Here is a 22,426-nt window from a genome sequence, read left to right as displayed (position 1 = left end):
TTCTATTTTACGAAATCGTTTTAGCTTTTAAAATAGCTTTATTTATGTCTTTAATTAACTTTGGTCCTTCATAAATAAAGCCAGTATACAATTGCACTAGACTGGCACCTGCTTCCAACTTTTCAAGAGCATCTTTTACGGTATGAATACCTCCTACTCCAATTATAGGAAAGGATTTATTACTTTTTTCAGAAAGAAAACGAATTACTTCTGTGGAACGATTTGTCAAAGGTTTACCAGACAAACCACCTATTTCTTCTTTATTTTCTGATTGCAATCCTTCTCTTGAAATTGTAGTATTGGTAGCAATTACTCCTGCTATTTTTGTTTCATTAACAATCTCTATAATATCAATCAACTGTTCGTTAGTTAAATCAGGTGCAATTTTCAGCAATATTGGCTTTGGAATTGGCTTAGCCAAATTCATGTTTTGTAATGTTTGCAATAATGCCGTTAAAGGTTCTTTATCTTGTAATTCTCTTAGATTAGGAGTATTTGGTGAACTCACGTTGACCACAAAATAATCAACATGTGGAAAAAGTGCTTCAAAACAAATTTCATAATCCTTTACAGCATCTTCATTTGGAGTAATTTTATTCTTACCAATGTTACCACCAATTAAAACATCATTATTTTTCTTCAATCTTTCAACAGCCTCAAAAACTCCTCCATTATTAAATCCCATTCTATTAATAATAGCTTGATCATCTTTTAACCGAAATAATCTTTTTTTAGGATTTCCTTCTTGACCTTTTGGAGTTAATGTTCCTATTTCTATGAATCCAAAACCTAAATTAGAAAGTTCTTTATACAGTTTAGCGTCTTTATCGAAACCTGCTGCAAGACCTACAGGATTTTTAAATTTTAGACCAAAAACTTCCGTTTCTAATCTCTTATCTTTTACCTCATAAATACTTTTAGAAATAGAACCAAATCCTATTTTATTTAGAAAACGAATAAAGGAAAAAGTAAAATAATGCACTTTTTCTGGATCAAATAGAAAAAGTATGGGTCTAATAATTAGCTTATACATAGTTAGTAGTTGTGTCTTGCAAAAATAGAGATAAGTATCTAATAAAAAAAGCTCCAAATAGTGTCTAACTTTTTGGAGCATGTCCAATTGAGGAGCTTTTTTTATTATTGAACTTTTTGCTTTTCGTAAAGAATTGTTTCTACCGTTTCGAAATCAGTTGGTTTATCTTCATTATGAAAATATTTCACTAAAATTTGTCCCCAAAGTTCTGTATTGGAAAACTCTGCAATAATCCATCTATGATTTAAAACTTTTGCTTTATTGATAATGAAATTTTTACCGTCAATAGGTTCATAAGGAATTAAAGGATTTCCATTAGGCTTCGTATTTAAATCTAAAATATCCTCATTTACTTTTTGCATCACTTTTAAATAATCTAAATTATTAGAATAAAAATAATCCTGTGCATCCTGATCTTTTTCAATATCAAAATAATCATTATAGCCTACTATTGAAATAGAATCTCTAGCAATTTTTAATCGTTCTTTAGTCAGTTGAACTTGTTCTTCTTTAGCATCTAATATTTTATTAGAGTTTACATATTGAAAAATATTTAGTAAAAGAGAAAGAATAAATAAGTATAAAAATGTATTTTTCATGTTATTAAATTAAAATTTCTAAATTATCATAAGCTACAAAAACATTTTCTGGTAATTTTTTCTGAATTTCTTCATGAAAACCAAAAAGGTGACTTATATGAGTTAAATAGGCTTTTTCTGGCCGAACCAAAGATATAAAATCTAAAGCTTCTTGTAAATTAAAATGCGAATGATGCGATTCTTCCCTTAAACAATTTATAACCAAAACCTTACACTCTTTTATTTTATTAATTTCAGTTAATTCTACTGTCTTTACATCTGTTAAATATACAAAATCACTTATTTTATAACCAAAAACTTGTAAATCTCCATGTGTAGCATTAATAGGTACTATAATTTGGTTTTTGATTGTAAAATTAAAATTCTCTTTTACTTCGATTGGAATTACTGAGGGTGCACCTGGATATTTATTTTCATTTTTAAAAATGTAATCAAATCTTTTTTCTAAATTTTCTAAAACTCGTTTATGTCCATAAATAGGAATATCACCCTGTTTAAAATAAAAAGGACGAATATCATCAAGTCCTGCAGTGTGATCTGCGTGTTCATGTGTCATTAACAAAGCATCAATATATCCGCATTTAGATATTAACATTTGCTGTCTAAAATCTGGTCCGCAATCAATTACAATTGAAAAATCTTCAGAATAAACCCAAACTGAAACTCTTAACCGCTTGTCTTTACTGTCATTACTAAGACATACTGAATGATTACTCCCAATAACAGGAATACCTTGAGAAGTACCAGTTCCTAAGAAATAAATTTTTATACCCTCCATATTGTACAAAAATAATAATAATTGCAGTAGTTTTTATCATTTTAATTAACTTTGCATAATTAGAATTTACAACTGCTATTTTCCTAAAGATAAATTTAATGAGAAGTATTGTTACAGACATAAAAGTGAGAGGTGATAAAGTTATTGAACAAATCCCCTCAATTAAAGACAAAGCTTTACGTATTAACTTAAATGAAAGTATATATGGTACTTTTGCAGAGATAGGTGCTGGCCAAGAAACAGTACGACATTTTTTTAGAGCTGGAGCTTCTTCTGGAACAATTGCGAAAGCCATGTCTGCTTATGACAAAGACTTTAGTGATGCTATTTACGGTGTAGAAGAAGATGGTAGATACGTTACTGAAAGTAGGTTAAAAAAAATGCTTTCACACGAAACAAAACTTACAGAAAGTAGATTAAAAAGAGATAAACATCCTAATAAAATTTTCTTTAGTTATGCTAATACTGTTGCTACAATAGATTTTGCAAAACAATATAAAGGACATGGATGGGTCGGTATTAAATATCAAGTGGAACCAGATGAAGATTATAATGAAATAACCCTTCATATTCGTTTTAAAGAAACTGATGCTAAATTACAGCAAGAAACGTTAGGAGTTTTAGGAGTAAATTTAATTTATGGTGCTTTTTACAAGTATAATAATCCAAAAAAATTACTACGTTATCTTTACGATCATCTAGATAAAGACCAATTAGAAATTGATACTATTAATTTTTCAGGTCCAAGATTTGCTGAAGTAGACAATCGATTAATGAGTTTACAATTAGTAAAAAATGGAATGACAGATGCCGTAATGTTTGGTCCTGATGGAAATAACATTTTACCAGCTGCTGTACTTTACAAAAAAAACATTTTAGCTTTAAGAGGTAGTTTTAGACCTGTAACTAAAGTAAACATGAATATGTATATGAAATCATATAACATGTTTATTGAAGAGAAAAAAGTAGATGTAGAAAATACATTTGTAGTTTTTGAAATAACACTTTCTAATTTAAAAGCTGAAGGTGAAATTGATGAAAGAGATTTTCTAGATAGAGCAGAATTATTATGCTCTTTAGGACAAACTGTAATGATTTCAAATTTCCAAGAATATTATAAAGTTGTAGAATATTTCTCTAATTACACAAAAGCTAGGATGGGGTTAGCAATGGGTGTTAACAACCTTGTAGATATTTTTGATGAAAAATACTATAGACATCTATCTGGTGGTATATTAGAAGCTTTTGGTAAATTATTTTATCGTGATTTAAAAGTATATTTGTATCCAATGAAAGATGATGAAGGTAATTTAATCAATTCTGAAAACTTGAAAGTACATCCTAGAATGAAAGAATTATACAAATTCTTCAAATTCAACGGAAAAGTAGTTGACATTACTGATTTTGACGAAAAAAACTTGGATATCTTTTCAAGAGAAGTTTTAAAAATGATAGGAAATGGTCAAGAAGGTTGGGAAGATATGCTTCCTGAAGGTAATGCAGAACTGATAAAAAAACATCAACTATTTGGATACCAGCCTGTTTCAAAGGAAACAACGAAATAAAACTATAAATAATAGCCCAGTTTATGTAAAACTGGGCTATTATTTTATTTTAAAATTTGAGCAGCGTGTTCTTTTGTTTTGACTTTTTCAATAACTTCTTCAATGATTCCTTTTTCATCAATTACAAAAGTAGTTCTATGTATACCATCATATTCTTTACCCATGAATTTCTTTGGTCCCCAAACTCCAAATGCTTGAATAACTGATTTATCTTCATCAGCTATTAATGGAAATGGTAAATCATATTTTTCAATAAATTTTACTTGAGCTTTTGCATTATCTGCACTTACTCCAAGCAACTCATAGTTATTAGTCTTAAATCGTTCAAAATTATCTCTTAAATCACAAGCTTCAGCTGTACAACCTGGAGTACTTGCCTTTGGATAAAAGAAAACTACTAATTTTTTTCCTTCATAATCTGCTAAAGTATGTTTTTTACCTTCTTGATCTAATCCTGAAAAATTAGGAGCCTTATCTCCTTTTTTTAATGTCGTCATTTTATTTATTTTACTGTGTTAAAAGTTTAACTTTGCTTTAAAGTTAATATTAGACTCTAAAAGTACAAAAATGACTAAGAACGAAAAAGTAACATTTGTTATAAATACGTTAAACGAATTATATCCTAAAATACCAATACCATTAGATCATAAGGATCCTTACACTTTATTAATTGCTGTTTTACTTTCTGCACAATGTACTGATGTAAGAGTAAATCAGATAACTCCTTTATTATTTGCTAAAGCAGACAATCCATATGACATGATAAAGATGAGTGTTGAAGAAATTAAAGAAATCATTAGGCCATGTGGTTTATCTCCTATGAAGTCAAAAGGTATTCATGGTTTATCTGAAATTCTTATTGAGAAATATAATGGAGACGTTCCACAAAGTTTTGAAGCTCTTGAGGGTTTACCAGCTGTAGGACATAAAACAGCAAGCGTGGTTATGAGTCAAGCCTTTGGTGTTCCTGCATTCCCTGTAGATACACATATCCATAGATTAATGTATCGATGGAATCTAAGTAATGGAAAAAACGTACAGCAAACAGAAAAAGACGCAAAAAGATTATTTCCAGAAGAAGTTTGGAATGATTTACATTTACAAATTATTTGGTATGGCAGAGAATACTCTCCTGCAAGAGGTTGGAATTTAGAAAAAGACATTATTACTAGAACAATAGGTAGAAAATCTGTTTTAGAAGAATATCAAAAAAAGAATGCTTCATAAAATATTATGAAGCATTCCAATTAATTAGCAATAATCTCAAAAGACATCTTACCAATTTTTTTAATACTTAAAGCTTTTGAATAATTAAGTATAAACGCAATTGTTTCCTTTTTAGGTAACATGTTTTGTGATGCTAATTTTTCTTTAGAGTAAAGTTTTGCCATTAATTACTATATTTTATTAATAATCTAATAACGACAAAAAAAAAGTTTTATTATTAATTGGTCAAAATAATTTGATTTTTCTCAATAACCTTTCTCAGATTCATTAGAGCATAACGCATTCTTCCTAAAGCAGTGTTGATACTAACTCCTGTTGAATCTGCAATTTCTTTAAAACTTAAATCTTGATATATACGCATTTGTAGCACTTCTTTTTGATCATCAGGAAGTTCTTCAATCAATCTAGACAAGTCAAATTCAACTTGGTCAAGAATAATTTGGTCTTCAATATTTAAGTTATTATCTGTTAAATAAGAAAAAACGGAATATTCATCGTTATCTCTCTGCATTGGCATTTTTTTAGATTTTCTAAAATAATCAATTACTAAATTATGAGCAATACGCATAACCCAAGGAAGAAATTTTCCTTCTTCATTATACGATTTAGACTTTAATGTTTTTATTACTTTAATAAATGTATCTTGAAATACATCGTCACAAACATCTCTGTCCTGAATTTTTGTATAGATAAATCCGTAAATTTTCGATTGGTGTCTTTCTATTAAAATACCTAAGGCAGATTCTTCTCCTTCAATATAATTTTTTACCAGAAGTGCATCTGAAATTAAACTATTAGCCATAACAATACCTTTTAAATTAATTTGGGTTAGTATTTTTAAAAGTATTTTTATTGTATAAGCTTTAGTTTTTTAGTGGTTATTAAGTTCCAAATTTAACATTTTTTTTTATTAATAAGCAAATACACAATAAAAAATTAACAATAGAGTTAAAAAAAAATCAGTTTTAACAAAAAATAGTGTGTTATTTAAATAAAAAATCCCGTAATATCTAATGATATTACGGGATTTTAACAAAACTAAATTTAAATATTGAGAAAATTAATATACTTTCACTTCTGTAACAAGTCCATCATTATCAATAATTTTAACGATATAAACCTGTTTATTTGCAAACGAATCATGTGAAATTACAGCTTCTTTTTCTGTTCCATCATAATTTTGAGAAATAACTAACTGACCAAAAAGATTATAAACTCTAACTTGCTGAATGAGGGAATTTTTAGTTTCCACCTTTAATTTACTATTATAAAGAAACCCTTTTGCAGATACTTCTTGAATTCTATTTAAAGAATTAGATGCAATTGGCGAAGCTAAAAAATAAGAACCATATGTATTTGAAAATTCATAAGCAGAAGCACAAGAAGATGCTGCGTCCCAATTTACAGACCAAGTCATTACACCTCTTAAATCTGGATATGGACCACCTGATTGCAAGGTATAAGTTCTTCCAGAAAAGTTTGTTCCAAAACGCAAATAGTTCAATGCCTTAACACCTTCTGTAGGAGGCAAATACCCTGTTCCTGCTGCTCTTTGACAAGCTGGTAAACCAACAATTACTTTTGAAGGTGGTAAAGCATCAAAATGGAATCCTGTTGTACCAACGTTAAACCCTTTCAGTAACATATCGGTCATTGAAGTTATAAAATTTGGTGTAGCTGAAAAATAATTTTGATTATCTAAACCACCAACAGGACCTGTGTTATACAATTGAACCATCAATAAATCTAATTCATTTCTTAAATTGTGTAATACTGGTAAAAATGAACCAGCTGTTCCTCCATAACTTTGATAACCAACTTGAACATAAAATGTTTCTGGAGCAGATGTTAAAATAAATCCTGGTCCATAAAACTGTTTAAGTTCTTTGAATGCATCCACTATATTTTTAAGTCTAGGATATGCCGAAATTCCACTATATGAAAAATCGGTTAAACCAGCTGCACCAAAATCCATTGATCCACCTTCAAAATCAATATCTACACCATCAAATTGATATTCATCTATTATATTTTTTAATCCAGTAACAAATATATCTTTTTGAGTAACTGTTTGTAAAACTACATGTCCATTTTGACCTCCAATTGAAACAATTACGGGAATTCCACTATTTCTTAACGCTTGAATGTCGTTTTTTAATAATTGTTTATCAAAGACACCATTTGATAAATATCTATTATCATTTGTTGTTAATACGGGTGTATAACCATCTCGATTAACCGTTTCTACAAATGCATAAGCAACAACATTAAATTTACTCCCAATCATTTGATTAAAATACATAAAATTCGCTTCTGCATTTTCCCAAGAATGAGCATATCCTAAAACTACCTTAGAAGGCAATGGAATAAATCTATTATTTGAGATATTAGATATTGTAATAGTTTTATTTAAATTAGAAATTGCTTGCAAATTATCTGTTGCTTTAATAACAACTGGATAAGCTTGATAAGCTGTTGGCAAGAAGTTATAAGTAAAAATTCCATTTGCTCCAACTGTCATTGCATGAGTTGCTCCATTGATAGTAATGGTTACTTCAGATATAAAACCATCAACATCTGTTGCAGAAACTGAAATTGGTACCACTTGAAACGAACTTTGATTTATAGTTGTATTAGACGGACTATTCCATGTAACAACAGGTAATTGATTAGGACAATTTGGTCCAGAACAATTTAATGCAAAATTATATGCCTTAGTTGCTGTTGTTCCGTTTGAAGCAGTTGCTGTTACTGATAGAACATGATTACCAGAAAATTGATTAGCAACTGGTGTCCAACTAGCACTATAATTATTTGATGAACTTGTAGCACTTAAATTTTGACCATCTAAACTAAATACAACTGTAGAGATAGTTGTTCCATCATTTGCACTTAAACCTACAATAGAAACAAAATTAATTGAATCTCCTAAATTTAAAGAAACTGTAGTGCTTGTAGGTGCTGTAATTGAAACGACTGGAGTAGTTTGAACGACATTTTGAGTATTAAAATTAAAAACTTGAGGTGTTGTTGGAAGATTTGCTTGAGGATATGAAGGAAAATATGTAACATCATTATTTTCCCAAGCATTTAATTTCAAACTTGAATAAGTAGTATAACCACTTAATGCTGAATTTTCAAAATGATAATTCCCTTGTGCATCTGTCAAGGTTGATAAATTTATCCAATTGTGTGTATTATCTGTCCAAGGTAAAACTAAATCTACTTTTGCACCAGCAACTGGAACTGTACCATCTTTTACTGTTCCACTAATTAAATAAGTTGAATTTGTAACTTGAAGTGTAAAATCTTGAGTTTGATTAGCACTTAAATTAGTAAACAATGCTGAAGCTGGTAAAAATGTTTGACCACTATTTGAAGCTGCTACGGAATAATTTTGGCTTGGAGCCAAATTTACAAATGAATAACTCCCTGTACTGCTAGTAGTAGTTGTACTTGTTACACCATTTTTTGTCAAGGTGACTGTAATACCTGACAATCCTATTGTTCCATTCTTAACAATTCCTGAGATAGTATGTGTTTGATTAGGACAATTTGGTCCAGAACAATTTAATGCAAAATTATATGTCTTAGTTGCTGTTGTTCCGTTTGAAGCAGTTGCTGTTACTGATAGAACATGATTACCAGAAAATTGATTAGCAACTGGTGTCCAACTAGCACTATAATTATTTGATGAACTTGTAGCACTTAAATTTTGACCATCTAAACTAAATACAACTGTAGAGATAGTTGTTCCATCATTTGCACTTAAACCTACAATAGAAACAAAATTAATTGAATCTCCTAAATTTAAAGAAACTGTAGTGCTTGTAGGTGCTGTAATTGAAACGACTGGAGTAGTTTGAACGACATTTTGAGTATTAAAATTAAAAACTTGAGGTGTTGTTGGAAGATTTGCTTGAGGATATGAAGGAAAATATGTAACATCATTATTTTCCCAAGCATTTAATTTCAAACTTGAATAAGTAGTATAACCACTTAATGCTGAATTTTCAAAATGATAATTCCCTTGTGCATCTGTCAAGGTTGATAAATTTATCCAATTGTGTGTATTATCTGTCCAAGGTAAAACTAAATCTACTTTTGCACCAGCAACTGGAACTGTACCATCTTTTACTGTTCCACTAATTAAATAAGTTGAATTTGTAACTTGAAGTGTAAAATCTTGAGTTTGATTAGCACTTAAATTAGTAAACAATGCTGAAGCTGGTAAAAATGTTTGACCACTATTTGAAGCTGCTACGGAATAATTTTGGCTTGGAGCCAAATTTACAAATGAATAACTCCCTGTACTGCTAGTAGTAGTTGTACTTGTTACACCATTTTTTGTCAAGGTGACTGTAATACCTGGCAATCCTGTTGTTCCATTCTTAACAATTCCTGAGATAGTATGTGTTACATTAGATTGTGTTGAACCAACAACACTATAAGTTACATCCGAAGTTAAACTTCCTGAAGCAATAGCAATTATTTGAGGTGAAAAAGTAAATGAGTTTTTACTATAACTTATAGTATATGCTAAATTAGTAGCAGTATTTGGAAATTGTACATTTCCATTGGCATCTGAAACCACAGTTATTATTGAGTTATCAGAAGTTTTCGTTAATACTGTAGAAACACCAGATATAGCATTATTTGATTGATCTTTAAATGTAAGTTTTACGTTAACAATTGTAGGAGGTGGTGGTGTAATACCCGAAAAAGTAGTGTTTATTTGACCTAATAGAGCAGCAGGTTCAGGACTTCCTGGTCTAGTATCTTGAGAAAGTTCCCAAATCATAGCTCCACCTAAATTCTTTAAATTAATATATTTTGCTTTTTCATCAATCGATTTCTTATCATCATAAGTTATAAATTGATGTGTTGTAGCGTTATAGAGATAAGGGACTTTAGCTGTGCTATCCCAATATCTATTCCAGCCAGCTCCTAAAGAAGCAGGTAAAAGGTTTTCTGGATTTGACGGATTTAGATAATGATGTCCTGTTGTTCCACTATTCCCAGCAATATCACAAAATTCTATACTTCCAGTAAATTCACAAAAACCATTATCCCAAGTTCCTTGTGGTGCCTGAGGGTTTACACAACTTCCAGTTGTTCTAGGAGCTGAAACAAAAAGTCCTGGTAATGATGGAATAGTTCCATTATTAGCTACTGAATTAAACATTTTTCCATAGAAAGGAATTCCCATTACTAATTTATTATTAGGAATTCCTAGTGTATTTAAATATATATTTGTTAAATGATCTAAAGATTCATTATTAGTATTTAATGGATCATTTGTATTTCCGCTTCCATACAATGGTGCATTATAACAAGTTTTATCATACCAATTACCTCCTAAATCATAACCAAAAAAAGTAATAAAGTCACAATAGGTAGTGATGTCGTCTGTCATTCCGAATTGTGCTTTATTTCCAGGTCCAATAAATTGATTAGGAACATTAACTACACTGTTCCCTGCAGCAATAGATATTATCTTATTAGGCATAGCCGAACGCATTTCCTTTAATAAATACACCAAATTCTTATGATCATTTGGTGTATGAGGTTGAGCTGGTGGAGTAATACCGCCTATCACTTCTGTTCCATCAATTCCTCCAACAATTGGAAACTCCCAATCAATATCAAATCCATCAATAAACGGATATGTTGTTAAAAAGTTGGCCATATTTTGCGCAAAAGCAGTTCTCGCTATTGGTGAAGCTGCTATTCCTGGCAAATCTTGTGATTTTGTCCAACCTCCAATAGATATTAAGATTTTCAGATGTGGATAAGTTTGCTTTAATTGCATTAAATCATAAAAATTCCCTTTAGGAACTGCATTCCACGGAGCTCCTCCTTCAGTGTGTTCAAAATCGGCATAAGTGTCTAATGACTTAATTTTTGCACTTTGAGGATTTGCTGGGTCAAATTCTGTTCCAAAAAAGGCATACATTAGATGCGTTAATTTGTTTCCATCAATTTTAGAAACATTAAAATCTCTTGCATAAATTGCCCACTGTGCATAATAACCAATCACCTTTTTGTTATGATTTGGTTGTGCTTGCATTAGCAATGGACAAATCAATAAGAAACTTAACAAATAATAAAGTTTTCTAATCATTTTGTTTGTTTTTTGTTAGTAAATCGTTTGTTTGTTACTTGTAAAAATTACAATTAATGTCAATTTACAACCTAAAAAACAGCTAAAAAAAATAAATCAACCAAACGCATAAAAAATTAAACAAACAGCATAAATCTATCAATATTATGTATTTAATAAAAAAGTATATTTTTAATTAATATTATCTATTATTTTTTTAAAACTATCGCCTATTACTAATTCAACATCAGCATGATTCCTTGAGTTACAATTAATCAATAGTTTATTAAATAAAGACTTATCGGCTGACTTATTCAGTTCTAAAACCGCTAACAATTCAGTAGAAAGTTCACTTAGACTTTGAGAAAGTGGCAAAATAGGCTTAATTAATGGAGCATTCTCACTTAATTTAATTAAATCTGAATGCATAAAGATCCACTTTTTAAAATATTCAGTAACTCTATTTAAATTCTTTGGACTTTTGTCTTGCAAATAATTATCAACCACTTCATTAAAATCAATAGCATCTGAAGCATCCGAAGTACAAGCATCTGCAAATAAAGTAAATGGAGAGTAAGTTTGATATTCTGTTCCTCCTTTATTTCTTGTGTAAATTTTTAAAGGTTCGCAAATATTTGATAAATCTACTAATGAAGAAACATCTTGATAATTACTAATATTTCTCAAAATCATCTTTTTATTTTTAATATGATTGATTCCAAGTTCTTCTAATCTATTGGAAACAAATTGAAGTCTCTTTTTCATACTCTTTAAATTAATATCCTTTTCATTAGACCAAAATACCTCAGCTATAGCAGCAGTTCTAGGCCAAATTCTAGAATCAATATTTTTAGAAGTAACAAGCTCACTCCACATTGTAACTTCACCACCTAAAATCCTATCTTTTTCTTCTTTAGATAAAACTGTTTCTTTTGGAATAATTGGAGAAAGATAATGATCATTTACACTTTGCATTAAATCAATATAAAAACCATTTGATAATATCGTTTTAAACCCTTCTTTTGCTGCATTTACTAATGATTCTCCTGCTGGTGAACCTTCATTTGAACCTTTCCATGAATGAATTATTGTTCCTTTAGGCATTTTATCATTCATAATTTCTTCCCAACCCATTATTTCTTTATTATGTTTTTTTAACATTGGTACTAACTTTAAGGTAAAATAGCTTTGCAATTCATGGTTGGTTTTAAGGTTATTTTTTTGTTTAAATTTTTGAATTACTGGATTAGCATCCCAATCTTTTCCTTCATTTTCATCTCCTCCAATATGAAAATATTTTGCTGGAAATAGTGGACAGACCTCATCAAAAACTTCACTTAAGAACTTGTAAGTTTCAGGATTTGAAGGATCTAATGTTGGTCTAAAAATACCAGAATTTCTTTCAATCTTATATTGAGATTGCTTTTGTTCGTTGGGTTCCTTTAGATATTTACTACCAATTTCAGGATAAGCTGTTAAAATAGCAGTAGCGTGTCCTGGAACGTCGATTTCTGGTACAATTAATATCCCTCTTTGATCTGCATATTCTACAATATTTTTTATTTCCTCTTGTGTATAATAATTTCCATCAGAGGCTAATTCAGTTAACTTTTTTTTATTCTTTAACTCAATTCTCCAGCCTTGATCGTCTACCAAATGCCAATGAAAAACATTCAATTTTACAGCTGCCATAGCATCAATATTTCTTTTTATAACATCAACTGGTTGAAAATGTCTTGCTACATCTATCATTAAACCTCTCCAAGTAAATGCTGGAAAATCTGAAATTATAACATTTGGAAAATAAAATGAGTCTCCATTATTTTGTAATAACTGCAATAATGTTTCCAAAGCATGTAGTACACCTATATCAGTAGTAGCATCAATTGTAATTTTATTTGAAGTAATTTCAATTTTATAACTTTCATCTTGATTTATTCCTACAACACCTTTTTTAAGACTATTAATTTGTAGTTGTGCACTTGGATCTTCATTAATATCTTTTATATAACCTTGACTAAAAAACATTCCCGTTCTTCCATCTAACCTTCTTAAAAAATTAGTTGTTCCTACAAAAATTCTAGGATTAACAATTCCAGAAATAGTAACTTTAAAACTACTACTCAAAGTAAAACTACCTTCATTCAAGGTGATATTTTGAGGCCAAGGCATTAGGTTAAGATCTTCTATTTTAGTTTGAGAAAAAGTCTTTAAACAAAATAAAATCAGTATTATAGCGCTTTTAAAATTCATTTTTTTATTACTTGGGTTAATCAATTACTTTTAAATTTAAATTATTTATTTTATTGTCTTGTTGTTTATAGTGGTTTAAATACCAAATACTGTTTAAAATGAGAAAGAAGAGAATGAAAAACTCACTCTCTTCATACTTCTCTTCCTTAACTCAAATAAAATATTTTTTAATAGGCAAATCTTTTAAAAGCCTCTATTGCTTCATATTCTGCAAGCCCTAATTCATCATACAATTTAGCAGTACTTTTATTCCTTTCTTCTGCCCTAACCCAAAATTCTCTAGAATCATTGCCTTGAAACATTACTCTATCTTTTTGAGATTGGTGAAATAAAATAGCATGTCTTTTTAGAAGTACCTCATCTGGACTTAAAGGAACGGCCATATCTATATCATGAATATCCCATTCATGCCATGCTCCTCTATACAACCACAACCAACAATCATCCATAAAAGGTTGGGATTTTAAATCTTTCATTGCTTTAAAAATTGCATTCAAACAAACTTCATGTGTTCCATGTGGGTCAGCTAAATCTCCAGCAGCAAATACTTGATGTGGTTTTATTTTTTTAATAATATTACTTACAATATTTATATCTTCTTGTCCTAACGGATTTTTCTTTATCTGACCTGTCTCATAAAAAGGAAGATCTAAAAAATGAATGTTTTCATCCTTTAGTCCAATATACCTAGTTGCAGCATACGATTCTCTTCTTCTAATAAGTCCTTTAAGCTTTCTAACATCTGATATGTCTATCTGGTTTTCATTTTTATAACTTAAGAATGAGATGATTTTAGAAAAATTAATATTACAATTTTCTTCGGTTACAAAATCGTTACAAACTTCGGCAAATTTTAATGCTTCTTCATCTGTTACTGCTATGTTTCCAGAAGTTTGATAAACAACATGAACATCGTGACCTTGTTTAATTAATTTTGAAAAAGTACCTCCCATAGAAATTACATCATCATCTGGATGTGGACTAAATAAAATAACTCTTTTCTTTTCTGGATAAGCTCTTTCAGGTCTATAAGTATCATCAGTATTCGGTTTACCACCTGGCCAACCTGTAATTGTATGCTGTAAAATATTGAACATATTAATATTCAAATGATAAGCTGAACCTTCTTGAGCCAATAAATCTGACATCCCGTTATTATTATAATCCCTATCTGTCAATTTTAAAATAGATTGTTTCGTTTTTTGACAAAGCCAAACAATGGCTTTACTTTTCAATTCTTGAGTCCAGATACACTCTCCAACTAACCATGGTGTTTTAAATCGAGTCAATTCTAATGCTGCAGATTGATCTAAAACAAAAGTAGCATTAGTATGGTTTTGTAAGAAAGTTGCTGGTACTTCGGAACTAATTTCACCCTGAATTGTTCTTTTTATTATTGATGCTTTATTTTGTCCCCAAGCCATCAAAACAATTCTTTTTGATCTCAATATTGTGGAAACTCCCATTGTTATAGCCCTTTTTGGAACGTTATCTATACCATTAAAATCGGAAGATGCATCTGATCTTGTAATATGATCGAGTGTGATTATTCTAGTTCCTGAATTAATGTGAGAACCAGGTTCATTGAAACCGACATGTCCTGTTCTTCCTATTCCTAGTAATTGAAAATCGAGTCCACCTGCCTTTTTAATATTCATCTCATAATCAATACAGTATTGATTCAATTCATCAATAGGTATTGTTCCGTCTGGAATATTGATATTTTCTGGATTAATATCAATATGGTTGAATAAATGTTCATGCATGAAATAATGATAACTTTGCTTATTCTCTTTTCTCATTGGATAATATTCATCCAAATTAAAAGTAATTACATTAGTAAAACTCAACCCTTCTTCTCTATGCATTCTTACCAATTCTTCATATACTTTTATAGGAGAAGAACCTGTAGCTAAACCTAGTACACATGTTTTACCTTTCTCTTTTTTAGCTTTAATTAATTGAGCAATTTCTTGAGCTACAATTTTAGACGCATCAAAAGAATTTTTAAAAATTTCACAATGAATTTTCTCAAATCTTGTTTCTTCAAATTTACCAGCGCTTTTATAGCTAATATCCCGTTTTATTTCCACAGCACTTTTCATTTTATGTAATATTATTATACATATTTTTATATTCCTTGTAAACTATACCTTCTTATTAAAAATTAGGACCTGTAGTATCCCACCATATTCTTGTTCCTCCATTATCTGGTCCACCCAATTTTGAAACTCCACTTGCTACACCACCAGGATTATTCGTTCTTTCAGATTGTACAAAATTGATTCTTCTTGGTCCAAACTGAGTTGTAATAGTACCACCGCTATAGTTTACTAATACAGGAAAAAGTTTTGGATATCCCGTTCTTCTGTAATCTGACCAAGCTTCTTGTCCTTCAGGAAAACCACCTATCCATTTTTGAGTAATTATTTTTTGCAACTTAATTTCATTAGAATCCGAATCATTCCAAGCTATAGTTACATTATTAACTGGAGCTGAATTGTTTACAGAAAAATTAGGATCTACATAAGCAATAGGTGTTTTTACATTATCTACTTTATAAGCTGCTGCACCTGAAACTCCTCTCTGATTAAAAGACATTTCTATACCTTGCTCATAGAAATCTTGAGCTATTCCTCCCATATTCCATCCTCTTAAAGCTCCTTCTGCTCTTAAAAAATAAGCTTCTGCGGTAGTCATTAAAACAATTTCATTTGAACTAACAACCTCGCCTATTCCAGAAAAATCTTGATGATCAGCTTTTGCTATTAATTCTATACCTGTTCGTACCCCTTTATACTCTCCTAGAAATTGAGAAGAAATGTTAAAATATGATGCTATTCTTGGATCTTCATAACCTCTTAAAATAGATTCCATATCTGCAGACATTCTAATGTCTAACCATGAATTACTTATTGTTGCAATTGGATTTGTATACACTGGTGATACAATTTTAAAAAGATCTTCATTTACAGTCATTACACCAAATTCATGAGCAATTGCTTTTTCTGCTTCTAGTTTTGCTAAAACTGGATTAACTTTAACAATTCTCATTGCTAATCTTAAACGCAATGTATTTGCAAATTTTACCCAAGCTTTATAATCACCATTATATCCTGATAAGTCTGTTGAAACAAATGTTGATTCTTCACCAGCATTATATCTAGTTGTCAATTCTGCAACTGCAAAATCTAGCTCTTCAAACATTAAATTATAAACATCCTCTTGAGAATCATATTCTATTATGCTTGCTTGCGAACCAAAATCAGAATAAATTATTGGACCAAAAGTATCTGTGACTCTATGCATTCCTTCAACTTTTAAAATTAGAGATAGCGCATAAAATTGATCATATTTATCCTTGGTTTTATTAGCAATATCATAAGCGTTAAACATAACATTTCTATAAGCATAATCCCAAATAAATCCATTCCAACCGTCAACTAATGAGTATGTAGTATTATTAACACCACCTGCAAATGGAGTTGGAGTTGCCATATAACCAGACCAAATATCACAATTTAGTCCTTGTTGCAGTTGATAGACCCATTCTGGTGTTAGTACTTGAATATTATTAAACATAGGAGCAAATCCTCCTTTAATATGATTAAAATCTTGTTCAAAAAGTTCAGGTGTTATGCCATTAGGATTCGTATTAATCTCTTCAAAATTATCTGTACAACTTACTATAATAAGAAGCGAAATAATTATAGTTGTTTTTTTTATATTATAAAGTTTCATTTTGTTTTGTTTAGAAAGTTATATTTAAATTAAGTCCTATACTTCTTGTAGAAGGTAAACCATAAATATCAACACCTTGCAATCCTTCACCTGTGCTTAATGCAATATTAGGATCAAAAGGAGCGTCTTTATAAATAAAGAATAGATTTCTTGCAATTAGAGAAACACTTGCTTTTTCAATAAAAGGAAATAATTTGGGATTTATATTATATCCAATAGACACCTCTCTAACACTAACATTTGTTGCATCATATACATATTCTCCCGAGATTCCTGCTCTTCCTCCAACTTGAGTATAATAAGATTGAGCATCTACACTAGTTACTGGAACACCATCGCTTGCTCTTACTCCATTTATTGCTACTCCTCCTGCATTTCTAGCATCTCCAGAGGCTTTTGAAACTCCAAAAGCATCATTTTGAGCCTGTGTCAAACTCATTACATCACCACCAAAACGACCGTCTAACAACACATTTGCTGTAAAAGACCCTAATTTAAATGTATTTGAAAAACCTAACATAAAATCTGGATTTGAATTACCAACTTCTTCAAAATCTGTTCTCTGAAATGTTCCGTCATCATTTAATAATATCCTTCCTTGATCGTCCTTTTTAAAATTTATTCCTTCTATAACACCAAAAGGTCTTCCTTCAATCAAAGCGTATCTATAACTATTTACACCTGCCTCTGTCAAGTTTAATCTACCACCAAGTTCAGTTGGAATTCCATTTACTCTATTTTTATTTTTTGAAAAATTAATAGTAGTGTCCCAAGAGAATTTTTCATTTCTTATAATTCCACCTTTAATAATTGCTTCAATACCTTTGTTTTCTATATTTCCAGCATTGAATCCATAATAAATAACTCCTTCTCTATTACCAACTGGTGCTAATACTTGCAAATATTGATTCTTAGTCTCCGAACTATAGTATGAAATTTCAAAATTTAATCTATTATTAAACATTCTCCATTCTGTACCAAATTCATATTCAGATTTTAATTCTGGCTTTAAAGTAGTTCCTGTTTTTGGTCCTGCATTTGGTCTAGGATCACTAATTCCAGTATTATAATAATAAGTTTGAGAAGTAATAAATGGGTATATATCGTTTCCTACTTGAGCAAAGGTGGCACGGACTTTTCCGAAATTTATAAATTCTGGCATCTCAACCATTTCAGTTAATATTCCTGTTAATCCAACTGAAGGATAGAAAAAACCAATATTATCTGAATTTACTAAAGTAGATGACCAATCATTTCTTCCTGCAAGATCTAAAAAAAGTCTGTCTTTATAACCAAAAGTTGTTGCTGCAAATACCGATTGAATCTCTTTTTTAGAATCTATTGTTTGATAATTTCCATTATTATTATTGAAATTATGTAAAGTAAACCAATTAGCATATTGTAAACCTGCGCTAATTCCTGAATCTAAGCTTGTTCTTTGATTAATTAATGTATTAGTTATACTTGTACCAATATTAGCATTAAAGCTGAAGTTTTCATTAATTTTTGTATTAATGGTAGCTATCAAATCTGCATACCTTTGTGCACTAAATGAGTCTTCATTGATATATCTTCCATTTGGATGTGAAAGTGTTCCTTGTGTTGTTGCATATATTTTTTTATCAAAAGAACTTGTTATTCTATTATAACTATATCTAGATGCAATACTCAACCAATCTGTTGCTTTATAAGTTAAAGCAATTGCTCCATTAAAAAAATGGTTTTCATCTTCGGATTTATTTCTATTTATAGCCCAATATGGATTTTGCATAATATCTCTATTAGTCATCCAATTTTGAGCCATAAGATTTCTTGTTGGATCAAAAATTTCAAAATTATCTTTATAATAATTAAAATCATTACCTCTTGGCATTAAATAAACTCCTGTAAGTGGATTAAAGTAAAAACCATTAACTGGTTTATTAATTATAGTTTGTGAAGTATAATTTGCATTTGCTGCAAAAGTTAGTTTATCCTTGAAAATTTTTGATGTTTGTCGAATACCAAAATTATTTTTCTTTAAATTATTTTCAGGTATAATACCAGAAGCACTTACATTAGCAAAAGAAAATGCAGTTGAAGAATTTTCAGAAGCCATAGAGTAGCCTAATGATGTAGTTTGAGTAACAGCTGTTTCAAAAAAATCTTTAACATGATTGTTTGTTTTTTGTGCAGCTCCCCAACTTTCATCTGCTCCTGGTGAAGCTATATAATCCGTTTGAAATTCTGGTAAATAAGCAGCTGTTTCAAAAGTTGTTACTGATGATGCTGTTACATTTACTTTACCAATTTTTCCTTTTTTAGAGGAAAGTAATATTACACCATTAGCACCCTGACTACCATATAAAACAGAAGCTGCTGCTCCTTTAAGCACAGTCATTCCATCATAATCATCTGGATTAATTAAAGATATTACGTCACCACCATCTTTATTTCCACCAGCTAAACTACCAAATGTATCATTAGGCTGACCTGAACCTGAATTTAACATAGGAATACCATCAATTACATATAAGGGTTGATTATTACTCACGGAAGAATTCCCACGAATGATTACTTTTGTAGATCCACCTGTTCCACCTGCACTTTTTGTAACTGTTACACCAGCTACTTTACCTGCAATTGTATTAACAATATTTACATCTCTTACCCTAGTAAGTTCTTCAGCTTTTATTTCTTGAGCAGCATAAGTTAATGATCTCCTAGTCTTCTTTATTCCTAAAGAAGTAACAATAACTTCTTTTAAATTAGTAGTACTTGATTCTTTAAGCTGTATTTTAATAATAGTTTCCGTACCAATTAAAATACTTTGCGTTTCATATCCAATGTAGGAAATCATTAAAGTTTCTCCAACTTTAGCTTCAATAGAGAATTTTCCATCAAAATCTGAATCTGTTCCTCTAGTTGTACCTTTAATAATAATATTAGCAGATGGTAGTGGTATACCTCCAAGGTCTGTCACTGTACCATTGATTATTTTTACTTGCGCAAAAGAAAATTGCGTTGTAAAAATAATCATAATAAGTAAAATAAATTTTTTCATTAAAATAATAAGTTTGTTTGTTAGTTAATACTGTAAATTTATTCTTATACAATTTCAAAAAAAAATATATTAAACAAACGGTACATTACATTCAACAAACGACAAAATTCAGTCAACAAAATGTTTTTTTAATCCATTAAAAAAGTGATACCATTTTAATTGCTATCAAAAATAACTGTTATCATAATAATTAAATATTTAATTATTTTTACAAAAAATAATTTTTTATATAATAATTTAACTAAAATTGTAAAATAATTTAAATATATGTTTTATCAATTCAATAATAAAGAATAATGTGAAAAAGATAAATTTTGAAATAAAAATTAGATACCATTTTTATTTTTGGGGGATGTATTTTATCTTAAATACATTTCGCTGGGGTGCTTATTTTAATGATTATGAGTATTCTTTTAAATCTAATATTATTGAATTTGCTTTACATATTCCTGTAGTTTATTTTAACTTATTTTTTTTAGTTCCTAAATATGTTTTAAAATCAAAGTATTTAAAGTATGGAATTGCTCTTTTACTAAGTCTCTTTGTTATTTATTTATTAAAAACGAGTCTTACTTATTTTTTAATCTCTGAAAACATATGGCCAGAAGCGAATAGAGAGTACAAACCTTTTGACATTAACCATATTGTTGCAGTTTGTATAGGAGAATTGTATGTTATTTCTATGGCATCATCAGTTTATTTCACTCTTACTTGGCTAAAAGAAAGAGAAAGAAATAGAGCCTTAACGGAAAGTCAGTATAAAATTAAATTAAAATATTTAAAGACTCAAATTCAACCTCATTTTTTTTTCAACACTCTAAACAATTTATATTCTTTATCATTAGCTTCATCTGAAAAAGTACCAATAGTTATTTTAAAACTCTCAAAATTAATGGAATATGTATTATATGATATTAAAGAAACAAAATTTGTATCCTTAATTAAAGAAATAGATTATATTCAAAACTATATTGAAATTGAAAAACTTCGCTTTGAAAATATTGATGTAAAATTTAATATAAATTCTAATGTTGATTCTGTAAAAATTCCTCCTTTATTATTTATTTCATTCATTGAAAATGCTTTTAAACATGGAGGAATAAATAACAAAAACTTAAGAATAAAAATCAATATTAATATAGAGGATAACTCTATGTTAAATTTTGAAATAATAAATAATTTTGTATCTTCACAAAAGCCCAAATCAAATAAAGGAATAGGTTTACAAAACACTATAAGTAGACTAAAATTGCTTTTTAAAGACAACTTTATTTTAAAACAAAATATAAAATTTGATTATTTTATAATTATCTTGAAAATTCCAATTTATGAAGATTAAATGTGTTTTAGTAGATGACGAGCCCCTTGCAGTAAAAGTACTGCAAAATTATTTAGTTAATTTTCCTGACTTTGAAGTTATTGGTGTATTTTACAATTCAATAGAAGCATTAGATTTTATAAAGAATAATACTGTAGATGTTGTTTTTCTAGATATAAATATGCCAATGATGAATGGGTTTGAATTAATCAAATTAATCGACACTAAAGTAATAATCACTACTGCTTTTAGAGAGTTTGCAGCAGAAAGTTATGATTTAGATGTATTAGATTATCTTGTTAAACCTATTCCTCTTCCTAGGTTTATAAAATCTATTAATAAAATCACTGCCGAATTTGATTTGAAAAATAATATTAAACCAGAAAATTTAAAAACAGATCATCATATTTTTATTAAATCAGATAAAAAGATGATTAAAATATTGATTGATGATATTTTATTTATAGAAAGTATGAAAGAATACATTAAAGTAGTGACTACTGATAAATCTTACATTACACTTAAATCACTTACCTCTTTAACGGAAGAATTACCCATTGATAAATTTATTAGAATTCATAAGTCCTTTACTATAGCAATTGATAAAATAAAATCTATTGAAGGCAACCGAATTCAAATTCTTACACACAAATTACCTATTGGTAGAAATTATGGAAAAGATGTTAAAAATAAAATTTTAAATAATTGAAACAACTAATGAATCTTTATAAAAAAACAGCACCAATATTGATGCTGTTTTTCTTAC

Annotated in this window: 15 protein-coding genes; 4 read left to right on the top strand and 11 right to left on the bottom strand. The window is 29.3% G+C overall.

Features of this window, described 5'->3' with window-relative positions:
• Window positions 1–7: 7 nt before the first annotated feature.
• The 3 genes from FIA58_RS03975 to FIA58_RS03965 form a co-directional block, all read right to left on the bottom strand.
• Window positions 8–1,033 carry a quinone-dependent dihydroorotate dehydrogenase gene (locus FIA58_RS03975; protein ID WP_140960295.1) on the bottom strand — a complete coding sequence of 342 codons (1,026 nt, stop codon included), beginning with the start codon at window positions 1,031–1,033 and terminating at the stop codon, window positions 8–10.
• A gap of 104 nt (window positions 1,034–1,137) precedes the next feature.
• Window positions 1,138–1,632 (bottom strand): hydrolase, encoded by a 495-nt coding sequence (locus tag FIA58_RS03970; protein WP_140960293.1) that lies wholly within the window; start codon window positions 1,630–1,632, stop codon window positions 1,138–1,140.
• Window positions 1,633–1,636: 4 nt separating this feature from the next.
• Entirely contained in the window at window positions 1,637–2,401 is a 765-nt protein-coding gene (locus FIA58_RS03965) for an MBL fold metallo-hydrolase (RefSeq protein WP_140960677.1), read from the bottom strand.
• A 116-nt stretch (window positions 2,402–2,517) separates the two neighbouring features.
• Between FIA58_RS03965 and FIA58_RS03960 the strand changes: the two genes are divergently transcribed.
• Window positions 2,518–3,975, top strand: a complete 1,458-nt coding sequence (locus FIA58_RS03960) for a TonB-dependent receptor (protein ID WP_165928849.1) — start codon at window positions 2,518–2,520, stop codon at window positions 3,973–3,975.
• A gap of 44 nt (window positions 3,976–4,019) precedes the next feature.
• Here the strand turns inward: FIA58_RS03960 and bcp are convergent, their stop codons facing one another.
• The gene (bcp, locus tag FIA58_RS03955) at window positions 4,020–4,472 is read right to left on the bottom strand and encodes a thioredoxin-dependent thiol peroxidase (protein ID WP_140960289.1); all 453 of its coding nucleotides are present in this window, start codon (window positions 4,470–4,472) and stop codon (window positions 4,020–4,022) included.
• A 70-nt stretch (window positions 4,473–4,542) separates the two neighbouring features.
• Between bcp and FIA58_RS03950 the strand changes: the two genes are divergently transcribed.
• Window positions 4,543–5,202: an endonuclease III domain-containing protein gene (locus FIA58_RS03950; protein WP_140960287.1), complete on the top strand. Its 660-nt coding sequence runs from the start codon at window positions 4,543–4,545 to the stop codon at window positions 5,200–5,202.
• A 20-nt stretch (window positions 5,203–5,222) separates the two neighbouring features.
• On the opposite strand, the gene FIA58_RS03945 is transcribed toward FIA58_RS03950, so the two are convergent.
• The 7 genes from FIA58_RS03945 to FIA58_RS03915 all read right to left on the bottom strand — a co-directional run bounded on the left by FIA58_RS03945 (window position 5,223) and on the right by FIA58_RS03915 (window position 20,342).
• Window positions 5,223–5,366, bottom strand: a complete 144-nt coding sequence (locus FIA58_RS03945; protein ID WP_165928844.1) for a hypothetical protein — start codon at window positions 5,364–5,366, stop codon at window positions 5,223–5,225.
• A 53-nt stretch (window positions 5,367–5,419) separates the two neighbouring features.
• The gene (locus FIA58_RS03940; RefSeq protein ID WP_140960285.1) at window positions 5,420–6,004 is read right to left on the bottom strand and encodes an RNA polymerase sigma factor; all 585 of its coding nucleotides are present in this window, start codon (window positions 6,002–6,004) and stop codon (window positions 5,420–5,422) included.
• Between the two features lie 258 nt (window positions 6,005–6,262).
• On the bottom strand, window positions 6,263–11,326 hold the full coding sequence (locus FIA58_RS03935; RefSeq protein WP_140960283.1) for a glycosyl hydrolase family 18 protein: 5,064 nt from the start codon (window positions 11,324–11,326) through the stop codon (window positions 6,263–6,265).
• 171 nt (window positions 11,327–11,497) lie between these two features.
• On the bottom strand, window positions 11,498–13,558 hold the full coding sequence (locus tag FIA58_RS03930; RefSeq protein WP_243754630.1) for a beta-N-acetylhexosaminidase: 2,061 nt from the start codon (window positions 13,556–13,558) through the stop codon (window positions 11,498–11,500).
• Window positions 13,559–13,725: 167 nt separating this feature from the next.
• Complete coding sequence (gene nagB / locus FIA58_RS03925) at window positions 13,726–15,663, bottom strand: glucosamine-6-phosphate deaminase (RefSeq protein ID WP_140960281.1); 1,938 nt, start codon at window positions 15,661–15,663, stop codon at window positions 13,726–13,728.
• A gap of 55 nt (window positions 15,664–15,718) precedes the next feature.
• On the bottom strand, window positions 15,719–17,299 hold the full coding sequence (locus tag FIA58_RS03920; protein ID WP_140960279.1) for a RagB/SusD family nutrient uptake outer membrane protein: 1,581 nt from the start codon (window positions 17,297–17,299) through the stop codon (window positions 15,719–15,721).
• A 10-nt stretch (window positions 17,300–17,309) separates the two neighbouring features.
• Window positions 17,310–20,342, bottom strand: coding sequence for a SusC/RagA family TonB-linked outer membrane protein (locus tag FIA58_RS03915; RefSeq protein WP_140960277.1), 3,033 nt, complete (start codon window positions 20,340–20,342; stop codon window positions 17,310–17,312).
• Window positions 20,343–20,640: 298 nt separating this feature from the next.
• Here FIA58_RS03915 and FIA58_RS03910 point away from each other — a divergent pair, with 298 nt between their 5' ends.
• Window positions 20,641–21,681 (top strand): sensor histidine kinase, encoded by a 1,041-nt coding sequence (locus tag FIA58_RS03910; RefSeq protein WP_317167867.1) that lies wholly within the window; start codon window positions 20,641–20,643, stop codon window positions 21,679–21,681.
• Entirely contained in the window at window positions 21,671–22,369 is a 699-nt protein-coding gene (locus FIA58_RS03905; protein ID WP_140960275.1) for a LytR/AlgR family response regulator transcription factor, read from the top strand. Before FIA58_RS03910 ends, FIA58_RS03905 begins: the two co-directional genes overlap by 11 nt.
• Window positions 22,370–22,426 lie beyond the last annotated feature (57 nt).

The sequence above is a fragment of the Flavobacterium jejuense genome, assembly GCF_006491595.2.
GTDB lineage: Bacteria > Bacteroidota > Bacteroidia > Flavobacteriales > Flavobacteriaceae > Flavobacterium > Flavobacterium jejuense.
This window is presented reverse-complemented; position numbering and strand designations above follow the sequence as displayed.

Coding starts and splice junctions, on each gene's coding strand:
- FIA58_RS03975 (WP_140960295.1), bottom strand. CDS start 1,033: ATGTATAAGCTAATTATTAGACCCATACTTTTTCTATTTGATCCAGAA.
- FIA58_RS03970 (WP_140960293.1), bottom strand. CDS start 1,632: ATGAAAAATACATTTTTATACTTATTTATTCTTTCTCTTTTACTAAAT.
- bcp (WP_140960289.1), bottom strand. CDS start 4,472: ATGACGACATTAAAAAAAGGAGATAAGGCTCCTAATTTTTCAGGATTA.
- FIA58_RS03950 (WP_140960287.1), top strand. CDS start 4,543: ATGACTAAGAACGAAAAAGTAACATTTGTTATAAATACGTTAAACGAA.
- FIA58_RS03945 (WP_165928844.1), bottom strand. CDS start 5,366: ATGGCAAAACTTTACTCTAAAGAAAAATTAGCATCACAAAACATGTTA.
- FIA58_RS03940 (WP_140960285.1), bottom strand. CDS start 6,004: ATGGCTAATAGTTTAATTTCAGATGCACTTCTGGTAAAAAATTATATT.
- FIA58_RS03935 (WP_140960283.1), bottom strand. CDS start 11,326: ATGATTAGAAAACTTTATTATTTGTTAAGTTTCTTATTGATTTGTCCA.
- FIA58_RS03930 (WP_243754630.1), bottom strand. CDS start 13,558: ATGAATTTTAAAAGCGCTATAATACTGATTTTATTTTGTTTAAAGACT.
- nagB (WP_140960281.1), bottom strand. CDS start 15,663: ATGAAAAGTGCTGTGGAAATAAAACGGGATATTAGCTATAAAAGCGCT.
- FIA58_RS03920 (WP_140960279.1), bottom strand. CDS start 17,299: ATGAAACTTTATAATATAAAAAAAACAACTATAATTATTTCGCTTCTT.
- FIA58_RS03915 (WP_140960277.1), bottom strand. CDS start 20,342: ATGAAAAAATTTATTTTACTTATTATGATTATTTTTACAACGCAATTT.
- FIA58_RS03905 (WP_140960275.1), top strand. CDS start 21,671: ATGAAGATTAAATGTGTTTTAGTAGATGACGAGCCCCTTGCAGTAAAA.